At 59.7% G+C, this 22,305-nt stretch carries 21 protein-coding genes and 2 pseudogenes; 5 read left to right on the top strand and 18 right to left on the bottom strand.

Annotated elements, in window-relative coordinates:
• Window positions 1–505: 505 nt before the first annotated feature.
• Window positions 506–652, top strand: a pseudogene (locus BN77_RS34125) (AEC family transporter); the annotation flags it as partial.
• Here the strand turns inward: BN77_RS34125 and BN77_RS12980 are convergent.
• From BN77_RS12980 to cysG, 5 genes are read right to left on the bottom strand one after another with little or no spacing between them, the layout of a single operon-like run.
• Window positions 632–1,843, bottom strand: a complete 1,212-nt coding sequence (locus tag BN77_RS12980) for a UbiH/UbiF family hydroxylase (RefSeq protein WP_007532505.1) — start codon at window positions 1,841–1,843, stop codon at window positions 632–634. The pseudogene BN77_RS34125 and the gene BN77_RS12980 sit on opposite strands and share 21 nt — an antisense overlap.
• Window positions 1,844–1,881: 38 nt before the next feature.
• A complete protein-coding gene (locus BN77_RS12975; RefSeq protein WP_007532503.1) occupies window positions 1,882–2,394 on the bottom strand; it encodes a DUF934 domain-containing protein in 513 nt (170 codons plus the stop codon).
• A gap of 10 nt (window positions 2,395–2,404) precedes the next feature.
• Entirely contained in the window at window positions 2,405–4,075 is a 1,671-nt protein-coding gene (locus BN77_RS12970; RefSeq protein WP_007532500.1) for a nitrite/sulfite reductase, read from the bottom strand.
• An 8-nt stretch (window positions 4,076–4,083) separates the two neighbouring features.
• Window positions 4,084–4,398, bottom strand: coding sequence for a DUF2849 domain-containing protein (locus BN77_RS12965; RefSeq protein WP_007532497.1), 315 nt, complete (start codon window positions 4,396–4,398; stop codon window positions 4,084–4,086).
• A gap of 2 nt (window positions 4,399–4,400) precedes the next feature.
• Window positions 4,401–5,837 carry a siroheme synthase CysG gene (gene cysG, locus BN77_RS12960; protein WP_007532494.1) on the bottom strand — a complete coding sequence of 479 codons (1,437 nt, stop codon included), beginning with the start codon at window positions 5,835–5,837 and terminating at the stop codon, window positions 4,401–4,403.
• Between the two features lie 262 nt (window positions 5,838–6,099).
• Here cysG and BN77_RS12955 point away from each other — a divergent pair, with 262 nt between their 5' ends.
• On the top strand, window positions 6,100–6,687 hold the full coding sequence (locus tag BN77_RS12955; RefSeq protein WP_007532492.1) for a deaminase: 588 nt from the start codon (window positions 6,100–6,102) through the stop codon (window positions 6,685–6,687).
• Between the two features lie 6 nt (window positions 6,688–6,693).
• Window positions 6,694–7,527 carry a nucleoside triphosphate pyrophosphohydrolase gene (mazG, locus tag BN77_RS12950; protein ID WP_007532490.1) on the top strand — a complete coding sequence of 278 codons (834 nt, stop codon included), beginning with the start codon at window positions 6,694–6,696 and terminating at the stop codon, window positions 7,525–7,527.
• A gap of 87 nt (window positions 7,528–7,614) precedes the next feature.
• Here mazG and hflX read toward each other — a convergent pair whose 3' ends face one another.
• The 8 genes from hflX to dusB all read right to left on the bottom strand — a co-directional run bounded on the left by hflX (window position 7,615) and on the right by dusB (window position 17,647).
• Window positions 7,615–8,949 carry a GTPase HflX gene (hflX, locus tag BN77_RS12945; protein ID WP_007532488.1) on the bottom strand — a complete coding sequence of 445 codons (1,335 nt, stop codon included), beginning with the start codon at window positions 8,947–8,949 and terminating at the stop codon, window positions 7,615–7,617.
• A 77-nt stretch (window positions 8,950–9,026) separates the two neighbouring features.
• On the bottom strand, window positions 9,027–9,269 hold the full coding sequence (gene hfq, locus BN77_RS12940) for an RNA chaperone Hfq (RefSeq protein ID WP_003539403.1): 243 nt from the start codon (window positions 9,267–9,269) through the stop codon (window positions 9,027–9,029).
• Window positions 9,270–9,379: 110 nt separating this feature from the next.
• The gene (locus BN77_RS12935) at window positions 9,380–10,243 is read right to left on the bottom strand and encodes a D-amino-acid transaminase (protein ID WP_007532456.1); all 864 of its coding nucleotides are present in this window, start codon (window positions 10,241–10,243) and stop codon (window positions 9,380–9,382) included.
• 63 nt (window positions 10,244–10,306) lie between these two features.
• Complete coding sequence (gene ntrX, locus BN77_RS12930) at window positions 10,307–11,671, bottom strand: nitrogen assimilation response regulator NtrX (RefSeq protein WP_040677131.1); 1,365 nt, start codon at window positions 11,669–11,671, stop codon at window positions 10,307–10,309.
• Window positions 11,661–13,931: a sensor histidine kinase NtrY-like gene (locus BN77_RS12925; RefSeq protein WP_007532452.1), complete on the bottom strand. Its 2,271-nt coding sequence runs from the start codon at window positions 13,929–13,931 to the stop codon at window positions 11,661–11,663. Before BN77_RS12925 ends, ntrX begins: the two co-directional genes overlap by 11 nt.
• Window positions 13,932–14,121: 190 nt before the next feature.
• A complete protein-coding gene (gene ntrC / locus BN77_RS12920) occupies window positions 14,122–15,573 on the bottom strand; it encodes a nitrogen regulation protein NR(I) (protein WP_007532450.1) in 1,452 nt (483 codons plus the stop codon).
• Window positions 15,570–16,724 (bottom strand): two-component system sensor histidine kinase NtrB, encoded by a 1,155-nt coding sequence (locus BN77_RS12915; protein ID WP_007532448.1) that lies wholly within the window; start codon window positions 16,722–16,724, stop codon window positions 15,570–15,572. Before BN77_RS12915 ends, ntrC begins: the two co-directional genes overlap by 4 nt.
• Window positions 16,721–17,647: a tRNA dihydrouridine synthase DusB gene (dusB, locus tag BN77_RS12910; RefSeq protein WP_244426212.1), complete on the bottom strand. Its 927-nt coding sequence runs from the start codon at window positions 17,645–17,647 to the stop codon at window positions 16,721–16,723. The genes BN77_RS12915 and dusB overlap by 4 nt, the downstream gene beginning before the upstream one ends.
• A gap of 235 nt (window positions 17,648–17,882) precedes the next feature.
• On the opposite strand from dusB, the gene BN77_RS12905 reads away from it, so the two are divergent.
• Window positions 17,883–19,094 carry a bifunctional 2-C-methyl-D-erythritol 4-phosphate cytidylyltransferase/2-C-methyl-D-erythritol 2,4-cyclodiphosphate synthase gene (locus BN77_RS12905; RefSeq protein WP_040677129.1) on the top strand — a complete coding sequence of 404 codons (1,212 nt, stop codon included), beginning with the start codon at window positions 17,883–17,885 and terminating at the stop codon, window positions 19,092–19,094.
• A 1-nt stretch (window position 19,095) separates the two neighbouring features.
• Window positions 19,096–19,596 (top strand): CinA family protein, encoded by a 501-nt coding sequence (locus BN77_RS12900; protein ID WP_007532443.1) that lies wholly within the window; start codon window positions 19,096–19,098, stop codon window positions 19,594–19,596.
• Here the strand turns inward: BN77_RS12900 and BN77_RS12895 are convergent.
• From BN77_RS12895 to BN77_RS12875, 5 genes and pseudogenes are all read right to left on the bottom strand, one after another.
• A complete protein-coding gene (locus BN77_RS12895) occupies window positions 19,587–20,030 on the bottom strand; it encodes a type II toxin-antitoxin system RatA family toxin (protein WP_007532441.1) in 444 nt (147 codons plus the stop codon). The genes BN77_RS12900 and BN77_RS12895 overlap by 10 nt on opposite strands.
• A 9-nt stretch (window positions 20,031–20,039) precedes the next feature.
• Window positions 20,040–20,610 (bottom strand): annotated as a pseudogene (locus tag BN77_RS12890) (P-loop NTPase family protein).
• Between the two features lie 72 nt (window positions 20,611–20,682).
• The gene (gene lipA / locus BN77_RS12885) at window positions 20,683–21,654 is read right to left on the bottom strand and encodes a lipoyl synthase (RefSeq protein ID WP_007532438.1); all 972 of its coding nucleotides are present in this window, start codon (window positions 21,652–21,654) and stop codon (window positions 20,683–20,685) included.
• Window positions 21,655–21,697: 43 nt separating this feature from the next.
• On the bottom strand, window positions 21,698–21,946 hold the full coding sequence (locus tag BN77_RS12880) for a GlsB/YeaQ/YmgE family stress response membrane protein (protein WP_040677126.1): 249 nt from the start codon (window positions 21,944–21,946) through the stop codon (window positions 21,698–21,700).
• A gap of 77 nt (window positions 21,947–22,023) precedes the next feature.
• Window positions 22,024–22,278, bottom strand: a complete 255-nt coding sequence (locus tag BN77_RS12875) for a GlsB/YeaQ/YmgE family stress response membrane protein (RefSeq protein ID WP_007532432.1) — start codon at window positions 22,276–22,278, stop codon at window positions 22,024–22,026.
• Window positions 22,279–22,305: the final 27 nt, after the last annotated feature.

The following is a 22,305-nucleotide window of genomic DNA, read 5'->3' as shown; positions in this document are numbered from 1 at the left end:
AGCACGTCGCTGCTTTTAAATGCGGTCATCGCGGCTGCAGCTCAGTGTTTTCAGCTCCCAAATTTCCCATCACCGGCATACAGGGCCTCGGCGGCCAGAACTCGCAGTCCCCCGACCCGACACCCTTGATCACAGGCACTTCTCGCCAACTGGCGATACGCCTCACTTTCCCCGGTCGCCAGGACTTGTCGAAGAGGGCTCCGGTGGAGGCGAAGGATAGCATTGGCTTGCGGCTCGCGGATAGCGTTGCGGCGTCTATCAAGCATCGACGGAGAAATGTTGTCGTAGACGGTGAACGACCAGAAAATTTCCGCCGGGATACCTTTGAGAAGCGAGACCTTGTCCGCGTTCGTCGTGGCGGGCAGGTAATTGTGAGCCGACCCCCGGCAGACGCATCGCCGGGGCAATGCCCGTTATGACGCAAAGCGGCAAACCTTCCCCGACGGAGAACAGTTCGAAGGTATCGGAATTACACCAGACATCGTGTTCGAAATGACGAGACACAACGGAGACCTATGTCTTCGTCATCGGCCAGCAATACGGCGCCTGGCAGGAGCGCGCCTCAGCTATGATCCGGATCACGACGACGCTTTCCGTCGTGACCGTCTTGGCCGTCCTGATTGCGATCGTATCAGGCTTTCTTCCGGCTTAGCTTTTCCTTGATCGCGCCCGGAATATCGCGGAAGCTGCGTCCGGGTTCGATGCCCTCGCGCATGACGATGCTGCGCAGCGGCGGCAGTGCCGACAGGATATGAAGGCCCGCGGCGCGCATCATCTGTACAGGCAGGAAGTCGGACAGAAGCGAGCGGTTGAGAAGATCGACGCTTGCCGTGCGGGTCATGATGTCGGCGCGGCGCTTGCGATCGAAACGGTCGCCGGCGTCGGCGGCAATCGGCAGTTCGGGCCGTGCGCAGAGAATATCCGAAAGGACCATGACGTCACGCAGGCTGAGGTTCAGCCCCTGCGCGCCAATTGGCGGAAAAACGTGCGAAGCCTCGCCGATCAAAGCAATCCGGCCCTTGCCGGAGCGATGGGCCATCATGCCGGAAAGCGGCCACAACTGCACACCTTCTTCGACGGTCACCTTGCCCAGCAACGACTGCATTCGCTCCTCGACGACATTGCTCAGCTCGGCCAGCGAGAGCTCATTACGCGCCACCGCATCCGAAGGGTTCTGGACCCATACGAGGTTGGAACGATTGCCCGGGAGCGGCACCTGGGTGAACGGTCCGCTTTCGGTATGGAACTCGGTCGAGATGTTTTCATGCGGCAACGAATGTTCGAAGTTCAACACCATTGCCGATTGCGGATATGACCAGGTTCTCACATCGATGCCGGCCGTCTCGCGTAGCTTCGACTTGCGCCCGTCAGCGCCAACGGCGAAGACCGCGGAGAGGACTTCGCCATCGACGAGCGTGATGGTCACTGATTCGGCGCCAATATCGATCAGGTCGGCAAACGATGTGAAGCGGGTGATATTGCCTTCACCAGCGACGGCGGCCTCCAGCACTTCCATCAGCGCCTTATTCGGGAAGTTGTAGCCGAAGGCGTCAAGATCGAGTTCGACGGAGCGGAATGTGGTGATCGGCGCTCGCAGTAGGCGATTCGTACCATCGATAATCCGCATGGTGGAAAGCGGAGCAGCAGCAGGCCGCAGCTTTTCCCACAAAGTCAACCTGTCGAGGAAACGGATCGACTGATCCATGAGCGCGGTCGTGCGCCGATCCTGGCTTGATGACGGCGGCGCAACAAGAGCCACGTTGCGTCCGCCGCGAGCCAAGGCGATGGCGGCGATCATGCCGGCAAGGCCGCCACCGATCACCGCGATTTCAAAAGTCTTCATTGCACCATTCCGTCAGATCTTTGACGGCGATCCGGCGCTTATGCAGCCGGCTTCGCCTGACGGCGCCAACTATAGCCCTTGCCGGCGTCCGCGTCACGCACAGCCGGTTGATAATGATGCGGAATTCCCGGCAGGCGGTTTTCCGTGAGACGCTTTATCGCCGTCTCGTTGGTCACCGCAAAGCTGTCGATGCCGACACGCTGCATCAGCGGAATCTGATCGATCAGCACATCGCCGACCGCACGCAATTCGTTGGCATATCCCAGGCGATCGCGCAGCAGGGATGCATGGCTGAAGGCCCGGCCGTCGTTGAACGCCGGAAAAGCGACAGCGACAATCTCCAGGCGATAGAGGTACGGCTCAAGCTTGCGTACATCGTCCGCCGGCTTGATCAGCACTCCGAAGCCGATCTCGTTGCTTTCGTCCGCCTTGGCGATCAGTTCGTCCAAAGAGAGAATGGGCTTCTGCCCCTCGCCAGCCTTTACCTCTTCCGTCTCGATCACCCAGGGATCGTTGTCGACGAAGCCAGTTTCTCTCCAGATCTTGGTCATCGTCCTCTCCTCACGCCGCTTCTGCCGCTGTACCGTACAGCGCGTCCTTGAACGGCTGCGGACCAACGCGGCGATAGGTTTCGAGGAATATTTCCGACGGTTCCTTGCGAATAGCCAGATAGGTGTTGACGATCGTTTCGATCGCGTCGGTCACCTTGTCGGGCTCGAAGCCGCGACCGATAATCTCGCCGATCGAGGTATGCTCGTCGCCCGAACCGCCGAGCGTGATCTGGTAGAGCTCAGCACCCTTCTTTTCAACGCCAAGCAGGCCGATATGGCCGACATGGTGATGGCCGCAGGCATTGATGCAACCCGAGATCTTGATCTTCAGCTCGCCGATTTCAGCCTGACGATCCGGATCGGCGAACCGCCGGGAGATTTCCTGCGCAAGAGGAATGGAGCGCGCGTTTGCGAGCGCGCAGTAGTCCAGCCCGGGACAGGCAATGATATCGGTGATCAGACCGGCATTGGCTTCGGCTAGGCCGATGGCAACCAGACCGCGATAGACGGCCTCGAGATCGGCAAGTGCCACATGCGGCAGAATCAGGTTCTGTTCGTGGCTGACGCGGATTTCGTCAAAGGCATATTCCTCGGCAATATCGGCAACGGCATCCATCTGGCTATCGGAAGCATCGCCCGGAATGCCACCGATCGGCTTCAGCGAGATGGTCACCATGCCGTAATCGGGATGCTTGTGCGGCTGTACGTTCTGCTGCACCCAGCGAGCGAAAGCGGGGTCGGCCTTCTTCCAGCGCGCGAGGTTTTCCCATCCTTCGGCACGATCAGGCAGAGCCGGCGGCGCGAAATAAGCGGCGATGGCTTCGATGTCCTTCTCCGGCAGCTTCAGTTCGGAGTCCTTAAGTTCAGCGAACTCGGCCTCGACCTGACGCGCCAGCTCTTCCGCGCCGGTTTCGTGCACGAGAATCTTGATGCGAGCCTTGTATTTGTTGTCGCGGCGGCCGCGCAGGTTATAAACTCGGACGATCGCTGTCGTGTAGGACAGCAGGTCCTCTTCCGGCAGGAAGTCGCGGATCAGCTTGGCTATCATCGGCGTGCGGCCCTGGCCACCACCGACATAAACGGCAAAGCCGATCTCACCCTTCTCGTTCTTCTTCAGATGCAGGCCGATGTCGTGAACCTGGATCGCGGCGCGGTCACGCTCGGCGCCGGTGACGGCAATCTTGAACTTGCGCGGCAGGAACGAGAACTCCGGATGCACGGAAGACCATTGGCGCAAAATCTCGGCGTAAGGACGCGGATCCGCGATTTCGTCGGCCGCAGCGCCGGCAAAATGGTCGGCGGTCACGTTACGAATGCAATTGCCGGATGTCTGAAGCGCGTGCATTTCGACGGAGGCGAGCTCTGCCAGGGCATCCGGAATATCGGAAAGCTTTGGCCAATTGAACTGCAGATTCTGGCGGGTCGTGAAATGGCCGTAGCCGCGGTCGTACTTGCGCGCGATATGGGCCAGCATGCGCACTTGGCGCGAGCTCAGCGTACCGTAGGGAATGGCGATGCGCAGCATGTAAGCGTGAAGCTGCAGATAGACACCATTCATCAGGCGCAGCGGCTTGAACGCGTCTTCGGCGAGCTCGCCGGAAAGGCGGCGCTGCACCTGGTCGCGAAACTGCTCGACGCGCTCGGCGACAAAAGCGTGGTCAAATTCGTCGTAACGATACATCTGCTTCCTCAGACTGCGATGAATGCTGGGTCGGCGGGCTTATAGCCCGGCGCATATTCCATGGTCGGGCCTTGGGCGCGAATGCGCTCGCGAAGGCGCAACGGCCAGAGCACACCATTCGTCTCCTGGACCTCGACAACGGCGACGTCCACGACCTGGTTGTCCGCATAGGACTGCTTGCCGATCGCTTCCAATGCCGCGACAGCCTCGGCGTGACGGGCAACAAGGGCTTCCTGCAGCGAGGTGACCCATTCGCCGTTAGCGTTCAACCAGACGGCGATGCCATCTGTCAATCGGTTGGCGGTGAGAACCTTGTCTACCATTTTCAGCTCCTTGCAAATTCCTCGGACCGGGCATGTTCGCGCACAAGCGGTTCCGACAGCTCGAAATTGGCGCCTGCGACAGCATCGCCGATAATGACCATGACCGGGCCGGTCAACTCGTCACGGTGCTGCAGGTCGGGAAGATCCCGCAGAATCCCGTGCAACAGCCGGCGATCGGAGCGGCTGGCATTCTCGATGACGGCAACAGTGGTTTCCGCAGGAAGGCCCGCCTGCATCAAGCGCTCGGCCACGGAAGCGGCGACGGTGCGGCCCATATAGACGGCAATCGTTGCGCCCGAAACGGCCAAACTCGCCCAATCCGGCAAGACAGCGCCCGTCAGATCGTGGCCGGTCGTAAAGACAAGCGATGAGGCTACGCCACGCAGGGTCAGCGGCAGCTCGAAATCGGCGGCGGCGGCGAAAGCCGAGGTGATGCCCGGAACCACTTCATAGGAAATGCCCGCAGCCCTCAACGCCGCCATCTCCTCGCCTGCCCGGCCGTACACGAGCGGGTCGCCGGACTTCAGGCGAACCACGCGCTTGCCTTCGCGACCGAGGTACGCCAGCAGATCGTTGATCTCTTCCTGGGACTTCGAATGGCATCCCTTGCGCTTGCCGACAGATAAACGCTCGGCGTCGCGGCGACCCATGTCGACAATTTCCTGCGGCACAAGGGCGTCATATACGATGACGTCGGCTTCCATCATGACGCGCTGGGCGCGCAGCGTCAGCAGATCCGCTGCACCTGGGCCGGCGCCGACGAGCCAGACGTGACCCTCCACCTTTTCAGCTGACTGCAGCAGGCTGTTGGCTGCACGACGCGCCTGCGGCGCGTTCTCGTTGGCGATAGCATCGGCAACCGGGCCCGAGAAGAAACGGCGCCAGAAAAGCCGGCGCGCAGCGCCCTTGGGAACGAGATGCTCGACAGTCTTGCGATAACTGGTCGCGAGATCCGCCAGGCGACCGAGCGAGGGCGCAAGCAACTGGTCAACCTGCGCACGGATCATTTGGGCCAACACGGGGCCGGCACCTTCTGTGCCAATCGCGACGGCGACAGGCGCGCGATTGACGAGCGCGGGCGTGAAGAAGTCGCAATAGTCAGGTTGATCGACGGCGTTGGCGGGCACCCTCTCGGCGCGCGCAGCATCAACGATGGCGCGATCCTGCGCCGCGTCTCCTGTCGCAGCGAAGACGAGCGTTGCCTCCCGAACCTGCTCGGCTGCAAAGCCGAGACGCATCGTCTCGATCCGATTGGCGATCAGAAAGGCGTTGTAGTCGGCCTCAGGGCGATCGGTATAGGCAACAATCCTTGCCCGCGTGTTCAAGAGCAGGCGAACCTTCGCGAAAGCCTCCTCGCCGTTGCCGAAGACAGCCGCGACCTTGCCTTCAACGCGAAAGAAGGCAGGAAATACCGACAGTTGTTCAGTCTTGGGAGGCATCGTCAATCCATTTCGAAGTTGCCGGAATATGCACTCTCTGCCCAGGCAAATGAAGAAACAGAAATTCCAAAGCCCGCGCGGGCGCGTATTCTTTTACTCGGTCTCCCAATGATTTGAGTAAAAGTCACCGATGCGGCGCAACGAACACACCCGGACCTGCCGCAGCGCAGCGGAAGTCTGTGACAAACACGGCAAGCCGGCCTTATCGGCATTTTCCTTGACTGCCACTGGCGCTAGAGTGCGGCCTTTATGGGAGAAGTTCATGTCTGACAAGACCATCGCTGGCCGCCTTCTGGACGTCATGGAACAGGACATCTTGCCGATGACGGAGCGCGGCGTTGCGGCTGGCAACAAGGTGTTCGGTGCCGCGATCCTGCGCAAATCCGACCTCTCGCTCGTCATTGCCGAAACGAACAACGAGCTTGAGAACCCGCTGTGGCACGGCGAGGTGCACACGCTAAAGCGCTTCTACGAGCTCGGCGAGAAGCCGGCAACGAAGGACCTAATTTTCCTCTCAACCCACGAACCCTGTACCATGTGCATGTCGGCCATCACCTGGGCCGGCTTCGACAATTTCTACTATTTCTTCAGTCACGAAGATTCGCGCGATGCCTTCGCCATTCCGCACGACCTGAAGATCCTGAAGGAAGTCTTCGGCCTGGAACCGGGTGGCTACCGGCGCCGCAACGCGTTCTGGAACAGCTTTGCCATCGCCGATCTGGTGGAAAGCGAAGACGATCATCAAAAAGCCGGGCTGAAGTCGCAGACCGCGCGCATCAAGGCGCGCTACGACGCGCTCTCGGACAGCTATCAGGCATCGAAGAGCAACAACGATATTCCACTGAACTGAGTGATCATGGAAGCCTCTAAAGACATTTCGCGCCTTATCGAGATCATGGCCGCGCTGCGTAATCCCGAAACCGGCTGCCCCTGGGACATCGTTCAGACCTTCGAGACGATCAAGCCATATACGATCGAGGAGGCCTACGAAGTCTCCGATGCCATCGAACGCAACGACATGGACGACCTCTGCGACGAATTGGGCGACCTGCTGCTGCAGGTGGTGTTCCATGCGCGAATGGCCGAGGAAGCCGGAGAATTCTCCTTTGGTGATGTCGTCGAGGCAATCACCGGCAAGATGATACGGCGGCACCCGCATGTCTTCGCCCGCTCTGATGCCGATACGCCGGATGCCGTGAAGAAGCAGTGGGAAGACATCAAGCAGGCCGAAAAGCGCCAACGCGCCGAGCGGCGTGCTAAGCGCGGTATCAGCGAGGATTTCAAGGCCGGCTTCCTGGGTTCGGTACAGCGGAGTTTTCCTGCCCTGACTGAAGCCCTCAAGCTGCAGGAACGCGCTGCAAAGGTGGGCTTCGACTGGTCCGCTCCCGAACCGATCCTCGACAAGATCGAAGAGGAAATCGGCGAACTGCGCGTCGCGCTCGCCGAAGGAGATCGGACGAAAGTCAGCGATGAGCTCGGCGACCTGATCTTTGCAATCGTCAACATCGGCAGACACGTGAAGGCCGATCCAGAGCAGTCTCTTCGCGGAACAAATACGAAGTTTCGACGCCGTTTCAGTCATATCGAGACAGTTCTTGATGCAGAAGGTGAGACGCTGGAGGCAGCAAGCCTGGAACGGATGGAGGAAATCTGGCAAGCCGCAAAGGCGATCGAGCGGCAACTTGGCTGAGCCGACATGACCCCGCCTTACACAATTAAGGGTGTAAGCACAGACCCCTCAGCATCGACCGGCGACGAGGAGATCTCGGCAACGGGACTAGCGCTCCCAGTCCTCTCTTGCGGCTTTCGGCCCGTTGCCCAAGCGGCGTTCTAGTTCGACCGCCTCGGTTTCCGAAAGGCGCACATCCAAGGTGATCGAACCGTCCTCGTTGTCTTCGCGGCCGTTGACAATCGCATGATCGTAGAGCCAGGGCAGCAGCGCCAACTTATCGACCGGCAAGCGTACAGTCGCTTCGGTCAACACGCCGGAAAGCCTGCGGCTGATCTCGCCCATAAGCGTATCGATACCTTCACCGCTGATTGCGGACAGGGCAACGACATTCTCGGCACCGCTTGCCTTCTGAACGATAGCATCGTGAGCTTCCGGCTCAAGGCGATCGATCTTGTTCCAGACTTCAATGATCCGCTTGTCGCCCTCTTCCTCGTCGATGCCGAGGTCCTTCAAGATGCGCAGTACGTCCGCGCTCTGTGCCTGATTGTCGACATCGGACATGTCGCGGACATGGAGGATGAGATCGGCTTCGAGCACCTCTTCCAACGTGGCGCGGAAAGCAGCGACGAGATGGGTCGGTAGGTCTGAAATGAACCCAACTGTGTCGGAGAGAATCACGGTGCGGCCATGCGGTAGCTTCATCCGGCGCAAGGTCGGATCAAGCGTCGCAAAAAGCATGTCTTCGGCCAGCACGCCTGCCCCGGTGATCCGGTTGAATAGCGTCGACTTGCCGGCGTTGGTATAACCGACGAGCGCCACGATCGGATGCGGCACCTTCTTGCGCTTGGCGCGATGCAGCTGGCGGGTGCGCACAACCTGCTCCAGCTCACGCTCGAGCTTGACGATGCGATCCTGCAGCAAGCGACGGTCGGCTTCGATCTGGGTTTCGCCAGGACCGCCCATGAAGCCACCACCGCCGCGCTGGCGCTCGAGGTGGGTCCAGCTGCGAACCAGTCGGCCCTTCTGATAGTTCAGATGCGCGAGATCGACCTGCAGCGTGCCTTCCTTGGTGGAAGCGCGGCGGCCAAAAATCTCGAGGATGAGGCCGGTTCGGTCGATGACCTTGGCGTTCCATTCCTTCTCGAGATTGCGCTGCTGCACCGGCGTCAGGGGATGGTCGACGATGACGAGGCCGGAATCGTTCGCATCCAAGGTCGCCTTGATCTCTTCGATCTTGCCGGTGCCCATAAGCGTCGCGGGTCGCGGATCGTTGACGGTAACGATGGCGCCGTTCACCACATCGAGATCGATCGCCTGAGCAAGACCGGTCGCCTCTTCCAGGCGGCTCTCAGGGGTACGAGTTACAACCGGCACCCCATCGGCCCCGCCGCGCCCAGCGCGCGCCTGCTTGAGCACTGGCACGACAACAGTCGCGCGCATATCATCCCGGTGCTTGGCGGACTCCGGAATAATCGAATCGTTCTTGGTATCGCGTGTCGAGATAATTGCAGGTCCTGTTAGGAAGCAGCTTCTTCGCTTTCGAACATCTGCATCGGCTGGCCGGGCATGATGGTCGAGATTGCGTGTTTATACACGAGTTGCGAATGGCCGTCACGGCGAAGCAGAACGCAAAAATTGTCGAACGAGGTGACAACCCCAGTCAGCTTAACGCCATTAATCAAGAAAATTGTTAGTGAAATCTTTTGCTTGCGAACAGTATTGAGAAATAAGTCCTGCAGATTCTGAGAACGTTCCGCCATCGCGCCGCTTCTTTCTTTATTGCCGGCTTGATTCCGCCGGTGAAATACTAATCAACCTCGCCTGCAGGCAGCTGACAACCCTCATCCCATCTGCCCAGAAAGTCTTGGTATCAAATCGCAATCTTTTCCGCAACGTCGAAAAAGGCCTCCCTAATTTTCTGGGAGACGCTGCCGGGATGGCCGTTTGCGATCGGCTGACCATCAATGGAGACAACCGGAAAGCAGATGCTGGTAGCAGCCGTAACAAAGACTTCCCGCGAAGCGAGCATCTCTTCGACCGAGAATTTTCGCTCCTCGATCTTCAACCCCAGCTTGGCCCCGACGTCGATCAAGGTCGTGCGCGTGATACCGCGCAAGATCCCATGTTCGGCAGGACGTGTAACAAGCGTGCCATCGCGATCAACGATCCAGACATTCGTGGCGGCGCCCTCCTTCACCATGCCATCGGCGTCGACATAGATCGCCTCCTGCGCCCCTGCCTCTTTCGCCTGCTGGCGCGCCATTGCGTTCGGCAACAGACCGACGGACTTGATGTCGACCCGGTCCCAGCGATTGTCGAGAACAGTGATCGCCTTGATGCCTGTCGCATTCTTCCGGGCGATGATCGACGGGTCGGTGCTCTTGGCCGTAATCACCAGCGAAGGCGGGGTTCCTTCCACCGGAAACACATGATCGCGCCGCGCCACACCACGCGTGATCTGCAGGTAAAAGAGACCGTTGCGCACCCGATTGCGTCGCACCGTTTCGCGAATAACGCGGGTCAACGCATTGCGGCTCATCGGCCAGGCGATGCGCAACTCGCCAAGGGACCGATCCAGCCTGTTCAGGTGGCGCGTGAGGTCGACGATAAAGCCATGCCTGATTTCACAGACTTCGTAGACGCCATCTGCGAACTGATAGCCCCGGTCCTCGATATGGACCATTGCGTTCGAATGCGTGACATAGCGGCCGTTCACATAGGCTATTCTGGGCATCGAGAACCTGCGTAAGGATATGGGCAGGGGAATGAGTGACGGCGCAGCAGCGCCGCCCTGATATCAAACACCGAGCGACTTCAGCTTGCGGTGCAGCGCCGAACGCTCCATGCCGACGAACTCTGCCGTGCGCGAGATATTGCCGCCGAACCGATTGATCTGCGCGATCAGGTAGTCCTTCTCGAACATCTCGCGAGCTTCGCGAAGCGGCAACGTCATGATGTGATAGTCGTTCTTGGCCGAAACTTTCGGCAGCATGTCGCCGAGATCGGTCGGCAGCATTTCAGCGGTGATCGGCGCATCCGGACCATCGGAGCGAGCAAGGATCATCAGCCGCTCGATGTTGTTACGCAGTTGGCGGATGTTGCCCGGCCAATCATGTGCCTGAAGTACGGCCATCGCGTCGTCACCGATGCGGCGCGGACGAATGCCGGCCTGCTCGGAAATCTGCCGCATCAACTGATCGACGAGGAACGGGATATCCTCGCGGCGCTCTGCGAGCGCCGGCACGCGCACCGGCACGACGGCAAGGCGATGGTAGAGATCTTCGCGGAACCATCCCTCGGCGATGCGGTTCTCGAGATTGTAAGCCGTCGACGAGATAATGCGGACATCGACCTTGACCCGCTTGGAGCCACCGACCCGCTCAAACTGCTGATCGACGAGAACGCGCAGTATCTTGTTTTGCGTCTCGCGGGGCATCTCGCCGACTTCGTCGAGGTAGAGGATGCCTCGGTGAGCCTCTTCCAGCGCGCCGATCTTGCGGGCCTGGCCGGGAGAGCCTTCCGTACCGAAGAGTGCAATTTCCATGCGGTCCGGTGTGATGTTGGCGGCGTTCAGCGCAACGAACGGTCCGTTCGCACGCGTCGATTTCTTATGGATCATACGGGCGACTAGTTCCTTGCCGGAACCCGATGAACCGAGAATCATGATGCGGCTGTTTGTCGGCGAGACCTTTTCGATCGTCTGACGCAACTGCGAGACGGCAACGGAGGTCCCGATGAGTTCGACCGGGTCGCCAGCCTTGCGCTTGAGCTCGGAGACTTCGCGCTTCAACTTCGAATTTTCAAGCGCGCGTTCGGCGATCAGGATCAGACGGTCAGCCTTGAACGGCTTCTCGATGAAGTCGAACGCGCCCCGCTTGATCGCGGAAACGGCTGTCTCGATGTTACCGTGACCTGAGATCATGACGACGGGAATATCCGGATGGCGTGTCTTGATCTCGTCGAGCAATGACAGACCGTCGAGCTTGCTTCCCTGCATCCAGATGTCGAGAAAAATCAGCCGCGGGGCCCGATCGGAGATCGCAGCCAGAGCGCTGTCGCTGTCATGCGCCGTGCGGGTCTCATGTCCTTCGTCAGACAGGATACCGGAGACGATCTCGCGGATGTCGTGCTCGTCGTCGACGACCAGAATATCAGAGGCCATAAACACTTTCCTTGTCACTTGTAGCCGGAGCAGAAGGCACGGTTTCCAGACGTGGCAGATGCACGCGGATCATGGCCCCTCTTCCCTGGTCAAAATCGGCGGGCGCATCATGTAGTTCGAGCTGCCCGCCGTGTTCCTCAATAATCTTCTTGACGATCGCCAGACCGAGGCCGGTGCCCTTCTCACGCATCGTCATGTAGGGTTCCAGAATGCTGTGGCGGTTCTCCACAGGCAGACCACGACCGTTGTCGACCACGTCCACGGTGAAGCGATCGCGCACCGGGTCGAGCGAAGCGCGAACCAGGATCTTGCGCTCGTCGCGCTCGCCAGTCGGCACCGCTTCGATGGCCTCCACGGCATTCTTGATCAAATTGCCAAATGCCTGACCGAGCATACGGCTATCAAACTGTCCCTCCAGCGGTTGGTCGCCGAGCTCCTGCAGGAAGGTGATGTGGCTGTTGCCCATCTCGCGCAGGAATACCGCATCGTGCAGAATCGTGCGCAGGTCGCTCGGTTCCTTGATCGGCTTCGGCATTCGGGCGAAGGAGGAGAATTCGTCTACCATGCGGCCAATGTCGCCAACCTGACGGATGATCGTTTCCGTGCACTGGTCAAAAACGCTGCGGTCGTTCTGGTCGATCTGCTTGCCGTAACGACGCTGAATCCGCTCCGCCGACAGCTGGATCGGTGTCAGCGGATTCTTGATCTCGTGAGCGATGCGACGGGCGACGTCGCCCCACGCGGTCGAGCGCTGCGCAATGACGAGATCGGTGATGTCATCGAGCGTGATGACATAGGATTCGCTCATGTCGCGCACTTCCTCGCGCGTCACCTGGACACTCAGAGTTCGCACGGTGCCGGCTCGCACAAGGGCAATCTGCTTGCGGAAATCACCCCGATAACGGGAAGCGGCTTCCGTCAAGACCTGATCGACTTCGGGCGCGATCTCGGAGAGCTGCTTGCCGAGCATGTCGGACGCCGGCAACGCCATCAGCACTTCAGCTGAACTGTTGACGATGGTGATCCTGCGGTCGTGCTCGACGCCGATGACCGACGCGGTTACGCCTGACAGAACCGCTTCGATGAAACGACGGCGGTCGTCCACCTCGTCCTTGGCCTCGAGAATCTCGTCGCGCTGTGTGCGAATTTCCGAGATCATCTTGTTGAAGGTGCGCGAGAGGTTGGCAACGTCGCCGTCCACGGCATGGACGGGCACGACGATATCCATATTGCCAGAGGCCACGCTGTCAGCGGCCGTAATTAGCAAGCGGATCGGACGCACGATCCGGTCGGCCACGGCAATGGCGGTCCAGATGGCAGCCAGAAGAACGATCAGGGCAAAGCCGATATAAAGAACCGCGAAGGCGATCTGCAGCGAGAAGCGCCCTGCCTCCATGGATTTGTATTCGGTCGCGTTCTCCTCCATGAGGCGCATCGCGCCCATAACCTTGGGGTCGACCGCGCGGACCGTATAGAGGAACGCTCCATCAATCGCATCGAGCTTGATGATGGCGCCAACCAAATTGGTTACACCTGGCGGGATCAAGGTTGGCTGGCCGGCCGCGGCCTTATCCAACGCATCCTGAGGAATTGCCGGCAACGGCTTCTCGGTCTTGATATCCGCCTGGGTAATCACCGAACCGTCAGGTTTGACGAGGAAGGCACCCAAAAGCCCGCGACCTCGCGCCTGTCGGGTCATCAAATCGGAAAAGCCCGTGCGATCAAGATTGAACAGCGCCCTGTTGCGTTCGAGGTCGTTTGCCATCGACACAGTCTGGCCCTGCAGGTAGCTCGCATTCTCCATCATGTAGGCCTGCCCGATGTTGCGCGAGGAACTGATGATCGACTGCGTACGAAGGGCAAACCACCGGTCGAGGCCGGCGTTCAGCGTTATACTGGCGAAAATTGCGACAAGGATCGCCGGCGTGATCGCGACGATCGAGAAAAGCACGACGATACGGATATGAAGGCGCGCGGCGGCGCGCCCGCGTTTGCGTGCCTTTAACAGCCGGGATACCTCACGTGCGATGAGGGCCATCAAGCCGAGCACGAAGAAGGAGTTCACGACGACCGAGGTGACGACGACATGGTAGGTCGGCGCAATCGGCGTCAGACCCAGCAACACGAAGAGTGTCAGCGTGGCGCAGAGAAGCGCACCCCCGGCAAGGATCAAGCCCGGTAGCGCAAACAGGGCACGGCGATCGGTCACGGCCGTGACAGCTTCGCCTTCCGCCGCAGGCGGCATTGCATCCTGTTCCATTCGCTTAATTCTCCTGGCGGCAGACACTCGCTTCCGCCACTCCCCGCAGACAGGCGCGGGAGCCGCCAACCTGCCTCCACGATGCAACGACAAGTGTCGTTACCCTCTTAGGCAGCTGCGAAAACCCGAGCCCATGCGTGACTTCTAAGCAACGCATTGTGGCGAAAATGCAACGTCGCCTGTCACGTTGTCAAGCAGTACGGGAGCTTCTATACACCGATACGCCAAGCTCTCTGATCTTCTTGCGCAGAGTATTACGGTTCAGCCCCAGGAGGTCGGCCGCCTTGATCTGATTGCCTCGTGTTGCCGTCAGCGCCGCGAGAATCAACGGATACTCCATTTCCGTCAGCACACGATCATAAAGCCCTGGTGGCGGCAGGGCTTCGCCGAAACCGGCGAAGTATGTGCGCATGTTTTCCTCGACAGCCTGGGCGATTGTCATATTGCCAGAACGGATCGGACCCTTGTCGATAGGGCTGTCCGGCACATCGGACCGGAGCTCGGCCTCGATGATTTCCCGGGTGATCACATCCTGTGGATAAAGTGCCATCAGACGGCGAATGAGGTTCTCCAGCTCACGCACGTTCCCGGGCCAAGCGTAGGCTTTCATCAGATCGAGCGCCTCCTGATCGAAGCGCTTGGAACCGAGCCCCTCCTTTTCCGCCTGCTGAACGAAGTGGCGCACCAAATCCGGGATATCCTCCGCGCGGTCACGCAGCGGCGGCAAACGCAACGGCACGACATTCAGGCGGTAGTACAGATCCTCGCGGAAAAGCCCCTGATTGATCGCCTGCTTCAGGTCCTTGTTGGTCGCGGCGACGATGCGAACGTCGGTGCGGATCGGTGTGCGACCGCCGACTGTGGTGTATTCGCCCTGCTGCAGCACACGCAGGAGGCGCGTCTGAGCGTCCATCGGCATATCCCCGATTTCGTCAAGGAAGAGGGTGCCGCCTTCGGCCTGCTCGAAGCGACCGGTGGAACGTGTCTGCGCCCCGGTGAAGGCGCCCTTCTCGTGGCCAAACAGCTCGGATTCAATCAGGTCGCGCGGGATTGCCGCCATGTTGATGGCAACGAACGGTCCGTTGCGGCGCTTGCCGTAGTCGTGCAAAGCGCGCGCTACGAGTTCCTTGCCGGTTCCAGATTCACCGGTAATCATCAGCGTCAGATCTGTCTGCATCAGGCGCGCAAGGACGCGATAGATTTCCTGCATCGCTGCCGAACGGCCGACGAGCGGCATTCCGTCCTGCATGTCCTCGTCCAGCTTGGCCGGCCTGCGCTTCGGCTCGGCAAGCGCGCGGCCGATGATGCCGATCAATTCCGTCAGGTCGAACGGCTTCGGCAGGTAGTCGTAAGCACCCTTCTCGGAGGCCTTGATCGCCGTCATGAAGGTGTTCTGGGCGCTCATCACGAGGACGGGAAGATCCGGGCGCGCCTTCTTGATCCGCGGCAGCAGGTCGAACGCATTTTCATCCGGCATCACGACATCGGTTACAACAAGATCGCCTTCGCCTGCCGACACCCAACGCCAGAGCGTGGCCGCGTTGGAGGTAATTCGCACATCATAGCCGGCGCGGCTCAGAGCCTGATTAAGCACGGTACGAATTGCCGCATCATCATCCGCGACGAGGATCGTTGCTGTCATCGAGTAGGTCCTGTGGGAGTTGTGGTCGTTGCGTCTTCCGTCGATGCGTCCTTGGAGGCTGGCATCAAGACGCGGAATGTCGTGCGGTTGTTCTGGCTGTCGCACTCAATAATGCCGCCATGATCACCGATAATCTTGGCGACGAGTGCGAGACCGAGGCCGCTGCCGTTCGTCTTCGTCGTAATGAATGGGTCAAAAAGATGCGGCAGGAGGTCCGCGGGCACGCCGGGACCGTTGTCCTGAACACAAAACTCCAGCGGCAGCGAAATCTTTTCGCGCGTTCCGGCGACGGAGAGACGAATGCCGGAGCGATAGGCCGTCGTCAAAACGATCTCGCCATCCGGGCGATCGCCGACCGCTTCGGCGGCGTTCTTCACGAGATTGAGGAACACCTGAACTAGCTGATCGCGATTTGCGTAGACGGAGGGCAATGAGGGGTCGTAGTTTTCGGTGATGCGAAGGTGTCGCGCAAAGCCAGCCTTGGCCACGGCCTTCACATGATCAAGAACAGAGTGGATGTTGACCGGCATCCGATCGACGGGCCGCTCGTCCGAGAAGACCTCCATGCGATCCACGAGCGAGACGATGCGATCCGTTTCGTCGCAGATCAGCCGCGTCAAAGCGCGGTCGTCGTCGACGACTGATTGCTCCAGCAGCTGCGCTGCACCGCGAATCCCGGACAGCGGATTCTTGATCTCATGCGCCAGCATCGACGCAAGCCCCGTGACCGAGCGGGCGGCGGCGCGATGGGTCAGCTGCCGATCGATCTTGTCCGCCATCGACCGCTCCTGGAAGACGATGACCACCGAACCCGGATCGCTGACCACCGGGGCAACGTACAAGTCGACGAGTTTGTCCTGTCCGAGGCGTGGTGAACTCAAATCGACACGATACTCGTTGATCGGCGCCCGACGTTCACGAACCTGATCGATCAGCGCCAGCAACGGACTGCCGAACGGGATAAAGGTCGAGATCTTGTAGCGGGCAAGGTGGGCGGCGCTGGCGCCAAAGAAGGCCTCCGCCTCCCAATTGGCGAAGGCGACAAGACCAGCCTCGTTGACCATGACAACCGGATTCTGGATCGCGTTGAGTACAGCGATCGCAACCGCGCTGCCGCCGTTGTCGATCGACGATGACACGTCATTCGTCATGCAGCCTCCCGGGTCTGCGTGTTCGACGCCGCAGCCATCAATGCATCATAAAACCTTGTAGCAACATCCCTGGCTTCCCGCGCAGTCATGATCGCAGCCTTCTCCTGCGCCGCAAGACCAGGCGCAAAGCGGTCGAGATACCAGCCAAGGTGCTTCCTTGCATGGCGAACGGCGACTGCCTCACCATAGAATTCGAGCATCATCCTATAATGCTCGGTAGCAATATCGGGGATTTCCCACAAATCAGGCGCAGTCTTGCCAGCCAGCACGCCGGCGTGCCACGGCCTGCCCTGAGAGCCTCTGCCGATCATGACGGCATCGGCTCCGGAGCGATGCAGAATCTCTTGGGCATCCTCAACGGTCTCGACATCGCCATTTGCAACCAGAGGAACGGTGATGACATCGCGAACTGCGCGGATTTTATCCCAGTCAGCGCGGCCTTCGTAAAACTGCATGCGCGTGCGGCCGTGGATCGTAATCAACTGGATGCCAGCCTCTTGCGCCCGACGCGCGATCTGCGGCGCGTTGATCGAATTCTCGTCCCAACCGAGTCGCATCTTCAGGGTGACAGGAACCGAGACTGCCTTGACTGTCGCCTCAATGAGGCTGAGGGCGTGATCGGGATCGCGCATCAAGGCGGAGCCGGAATAACCGCCAATCACCTTCTTGGCAGGGCATCCCATGTTGATGTCGATGATATCGGCGCCATGGTCGGCGGCAATCTTCGCGGCCTCAGCCATCCAATGCGCCTCACGCCCAGCGAGCTGTACCATGTGCGGCTCAAAGCCCGCGCTCTCAAGGCGCGCCCACGATTCGGCGGTACTGTTGACGAGTTCACGGCTCGCAACCATTTCGGTGACCACAAGCCCTGCGCCATGACGCCATGCCAACTGCCGGAACGGCATGTCCGTCACACCGGACATAGGTGCCAGGACAACACGGTTCCTGACTTCCACAGGTCCGATGCGCAAAGGCGATGCGAGGTCAAAGTCCAACAATTGATTATCTTTCAGGCACGTAAAATACGTGCACTATTTTTAGACATGTTTGGATGGCTTGCCAAGAGGGCTCTGCGCGAATTGACATTTTTCGGGCAAATGCTGGAATTCGGTGCGCCAAGCCGCTAAGCACCAGTGCAAAATCGCGCTTTGAGGATTTATGCCGCAAATGCATCAAAAGCAACCAGCAATAGGTATTGTCGTCGTGGCAGCGGGGCGTGGCGAACGCGCAGGCGCATCCGAAGAAGGCCCGAAGCAATATCGGGCAATTGGCGGCAAGCCGGTCATCGCTCATACACTGGAGACGTTCGCCAGCTGGAAGCTTGCGTACCACATCGTCGCGGTCATCCACCCCGACGACGAAGCCCTTTTTGCCAATGCTGCCGCTCAGGTCCGGTCTGGCAGGCCGATCGATGCCGTTTACGGCGGCTCGACGCGCCAGCAATCCGTCCTGGCCGGACTGCGCCATTTAAAAAGCAAGAACGTCTCGCATGTTCTGATCCACGACGCCGTGCGACCCTTCTTCGATCATGCCCTTCTCGATCGCATCGCTGGCGTCCTCCTGGAGGGCGTGCCGGCAATTCTTCCAGCCATGCCAGTCGCCGATACGCTGAAGCGAGCCGACCTCGACGGAACGGTGCTTGATACCGTTTCCCGCTCTCAGCTTTACGCAGCGCAGACGCCACAGTCGTTCGCATTCGAAGCTATCCTTGCCGCCCACGAAAAGGCGTCCGCAGCAAACCTCACGGATTTTACCGACGATGCCGCCATCGCTGAATGGGCCGGGATGCCAGTGCGGATCATCGAAGGCTTGGCGGACAACGTGAAACTGACGGTCAAACGGGACATTGCAATGGCAGACAGCAGACTCTCAGGACAGGCGCTCCCCGACGTGCGTACGGGCAACGGCTATGATGTGCATCAACTCGAACCCGGCGATGGCGTGACGCTCTGTGGCGTTTTCATTCCCCACGACCAGAAACTCAAGGGGCATTCGGACGCTGACGTGGCCCTGCACGCCCTGACCGACGCGCTTTTGGCCACCTGTGGGGCGGGCGACATCGGCGATCATTTTCCGCCGTCGGATCCACAATGGAAGGGTGCGCCTTCGCGCATCTTCATCGAACATGCGGCAAAGATCGTCCGCGAACGCGGTGGCACGATCATGAACGCCGACGTGTCGCTGATCGCCGAAGCGCCCAAAGTCGGGCCACATCGCGACGAAATGCGGGCCAAGCTGTCGGAGTTCCTCGGCATTTCCATCGATCGTTGCTCGGTCAAAGCGACGACGAACGAGACGATCGGCTTTGTTGGTCGCCGCGAGGGCATAGCCGCAATCGCCACTGCGACCGTCGTCTACAGGGAACGCTGACATGAGCATCTTCCCAGCCGATATCGTCGCGCAAGCCGAAGCTATCATTGGCCACTTTGCGGCTGCCGGGCTGATGGTCTCGACGGCAGAATCCTGCACCGGCGGATTGATCGCAAGCGCGCTTACGGAGATTTCAGGATCGTCCGCGGTCGTGGACAGAGGCTTCGTCACCTACACCAACACCGCAAAGATGGAGATGCTTGGCGTTGAGGAAGAGACGCTGATCCGTTTCGGCGCGGTCTCGGAAGAGACGGCACGGCAGATGGTGCATGGCTCCCTCTTCCGCTCTCAAGCGGCCATTGCTGTTGCCGTGACGGGCATTGCCGGCCCAGCCGGCGGGTCGGCCGAGAAGCCGGTCGGTCTCGTTCACCTCGCCGCCAAGTCACGCAAGGGGGGCCTCATTCATCAAAAGATGCTCTACGGCGATATCGGTCGCGATCAGGTGCGCCTCGCAACGGTCAGGACCGCACTTGGCATGATCCAGCAACTGGCTCAGCCGTAAATCTTCGTCGCCCGCGTTTCGAAGGCTTCGGAGAACATGCGGAAGGCCCGGTCAAACATCGAGCCCATGACAGCCCCCAGGATGCGGCTCTTGAACTCGTAGTCGATGAAGAAGTGGACGTTGCTGCCTGTTGCCGTTTCTTCGAAGCGCCAGCGATTGTCGAGATAGCGAAACGGCCCGTCTATGTACTTGACCTCAATGAGACGTTCGGCGCGGTTCAACAGCACCTGCGTCGTAAAGGTTTCGCGGATCGCCTTGTAACCGACGGTCATGTCGGCAATCAGCAGAACCTTGCCGTCACGCTCCTTGCGGCTGCGAATGCTCAGCGCCTCGCAAAGTGGCAGGAACTGCGGATATTGCTCGACGTCGGCGACGAGGTCGAACATCTGGTCAGCGGAATGCGGGACGGAGTGATGCGTTTCGAACTGGGGCATGATCGGCAGTTAAGTGGGAGCGCCGAGAAGATCAAGAAGGCGGTCCACCTCTCGCCGGCTTTTCAGCTGAAAAACCGGGACATCAGGTCCGTGCTTGTCAAGTCCGGCGATTACCAGAGGCGTAAATCGCTTCTCGAACGTCCAGATGTAGGTCAGAAACTCCCGATCCGGTAATCGCTCCCGGCATCCCAGTGCCATGTCCGGCCGCGTCCTGCCGAAGTGGAATAACGCGCTTGCAGATGCCCCACAGGCAAATCAAGCGCGGCATGCGTACCCAAACGACCAGTTGCGCGCGCGGGACACGAAGATCGAAGGTGGACGGGCCGGTTCCGTCCATAAGCCAACGTTTCCCGGCAACAACCTCGGTGATCAGACGACGTTCTTCGTCTTTCGAGCGCTTGACCCAGCCCGGCAGCCAGAAGAACTCTTTGTCCATGGAGAAATAGGGAAGATCGAGCCGGCTGCTGAGCTTTTGCGACAAGGTGCTCTTGCCGCCGCCCGAACAGCCGATCACCATGATGCGATCCAACTGCCGCAACAGTCCCGCGGCTTTGCGCGTATCATCGATATAAGCCGGCATTCGCGTCGCCTCTGCAAATAAAAAGCCGCGGGAAAATCGCCGCGGCTTTAAGAAAATGCAAGCGCACGTTGATTATTCCGCTTCGACCAGGAATTTTTTCTCGCGTGCGGCTTTCAGGCGGGCGAAGTCGTCGCCAGCATGATGCGACGAGCGGGTGAGCGGGCTCGAAGCCACCATCAGGAACCCCTTGGTGTAGGCAACCGTTTCGTAGGACTTGAACTCATCGGGGGTGACGAAGCTCATGACCTTGTGATGCTTGCGGGTCGGCTGCAGATACTGGCCGATCGTCAGGAAATCGACGTCGGCGGTCCGCAGGTCGTCCATCAGCTGCAGCACTTCGTTTCGTTCTTCTCCAAGACCGACCATGATGCCCGATTTGGTAAACATGGTGGGGTCCAGTTCCTTCACGCGCTGCAGCAAGCGGACGGAGTGGAAATAGCGAGCGCCGGGGCGGACCGTCAGATAGTTGCCTGCGACCGTCTCCATATTGTGATTGAAGACGTCGGGCTTGGCGGCAACAACGCGCTCCAGGGCACCCGGCTTCTTCAGGAAGTCAGGGGTCAGGATCTCGATGGTGGTCGTCGGCGAGGCTGCGCGGATTGCCCAGATCACCTTCTCGAAATGTTCGGCACCACCATCTTCCAGATCGTCACGGTCGACGGAGGTGATGACGACGTGGCTGAGACCCATCTGCTTGACGGCCTTGGCGACGTTTTCGGGCTCTGCCATGTCGAGCGCGTTCGGCTTGCCGGTCGCAACATTGCAGAAGGCGCAGGCGCGTGTACAGATCTCACCCATGATCATAAAGGTCGCGTGCTTCTTATCCCAGCACTCGCCGATATTGGGGCAGCCCGCTTCTTCGCACACGGTGACGAGCTTGTGCTCCTTCACGATCGAGCGCGTCTCGGCGTATCCCTTTGAGGTCGGCGCCTTGACGCGGATCCAATCCGGCTTGCGCATGACTTCCGTGTCCGGGCGATGCGCCTTTTCCGGATGCCGCACGCGCTTGGCTTCAGGATTGATCGTATCGAGAATGGTTACCATGGCAGTTCAAATCTCCGCCGCTCCATGCGGCAAAAAGCCCAATCTATCGGCGGACGAGCCGCGCGACGAATATCAGCAAGCAGGCCCCAAGAAAACCCGTGATGAAGTAGCCGAGCCTGCCGCCGGCCACCTCGATATGAAATTGCGCCAGAATCGCGGTTGCGACGACGGAGCCGACGATGCCGAGCACGATGTTCAGCAATACCCCGTAACGGGCCTCCATCAGCTTGCCTGCGAGCCAACCCGCAAAACCGCCGATGATGATCGCTGCGATCCAGCCTACACCTTCCATCCTGCCGTCGCCCCTTAAAGTCTCTGATGTTTCATCCACGTCTTGGCTGAAAACCGCCTCGCGGTCTTCGAGACGCACTATGCTATCGCCCTTGCGATCAGAACCACGACGATGGCTCCGACCGTCGCGTGAATGATCTGCACCACCAGCGCATTGTCGATGCCAAGCGATATCCCGAGCGCGCTGAAGAGAAAACCTCCGACGAACGCGCCGATAACGCCGCTCAGCAGGCACCGTATCAATCCACCTCCCCCGACAACCAGGCTTGCTAGGAACCCCGCCACCAGACCAATCAGGAGAAAGATAAGCAGTGCCTGCGTATCCATAGACATGATGATTTCCCTTCGTTCTTTCCAGCC

Origin of the sequence: Rhizobium mesoamericanum STM3625 (assembly GCF_000312665.1) — a bacterium.
Taxonomy (GTDB): domain Bacteria; phylum Pseudomonadota; class Alphaproteobacteria; order Rhizobiales; family Rhizobiaceae; genus Rhizobium; species Rhizobium mesoamericanum.
Note: the sequence above shows the minus strand (reverse complement) of the source record. Positions and strands in the feature narration are given on the sequence as shown.